General features: G+C 58.8%; 1 protein-coding gene. It reads right to left on the reverse strand.

Annotation, left to right across the window (positions count from 1 at the left end):
- On the reverse strand, nucleotides 1-204 hold a 204-nt coding region (locus SB753_RS37150; protein WP_410805143.1), incomplete at its 3' end, for a DUF1330 domain-containing protein.
- Nucleotides 205-274: the final 70 nt, after the last annotated feature.

Raw genomic sequence — 274 nt, forward strand, 5'->3', positions numbered from 1 at the left:
GGCGACCAGGTCGCCGCGCCAGTTGCCTTCGAGCCGTTCGCAACGGCCACCATGCAGCACGAAATGGCCGCAATAAGGCGCAAGCGTCGCATCGATACGCTTCAGGTACTCGACGATCTCCACACCCATCTTCACTTCATGCAGATGCGCGACGGCAAACGTTGACATGCTGCTCTCCCGGTCGTTGACGAATGACGCCAGCATATCGGCCGTCGCAAGGCGAATCGATTACCTCTGAGGTAATGCCGCGCGCAAAAGCGATTCGCACATGAAG

The organism is Paraburkholderia sp. SIMBA_053, assembly GCF_046534895.1.
Classification (GTDB): domain Bacteria; phylum Pseudomonadota; class Gammaproteobacteria; order Burkholderiales; family Burkholderiaceae; genus Paraburkholderia; species Paraburkholderia caledonica.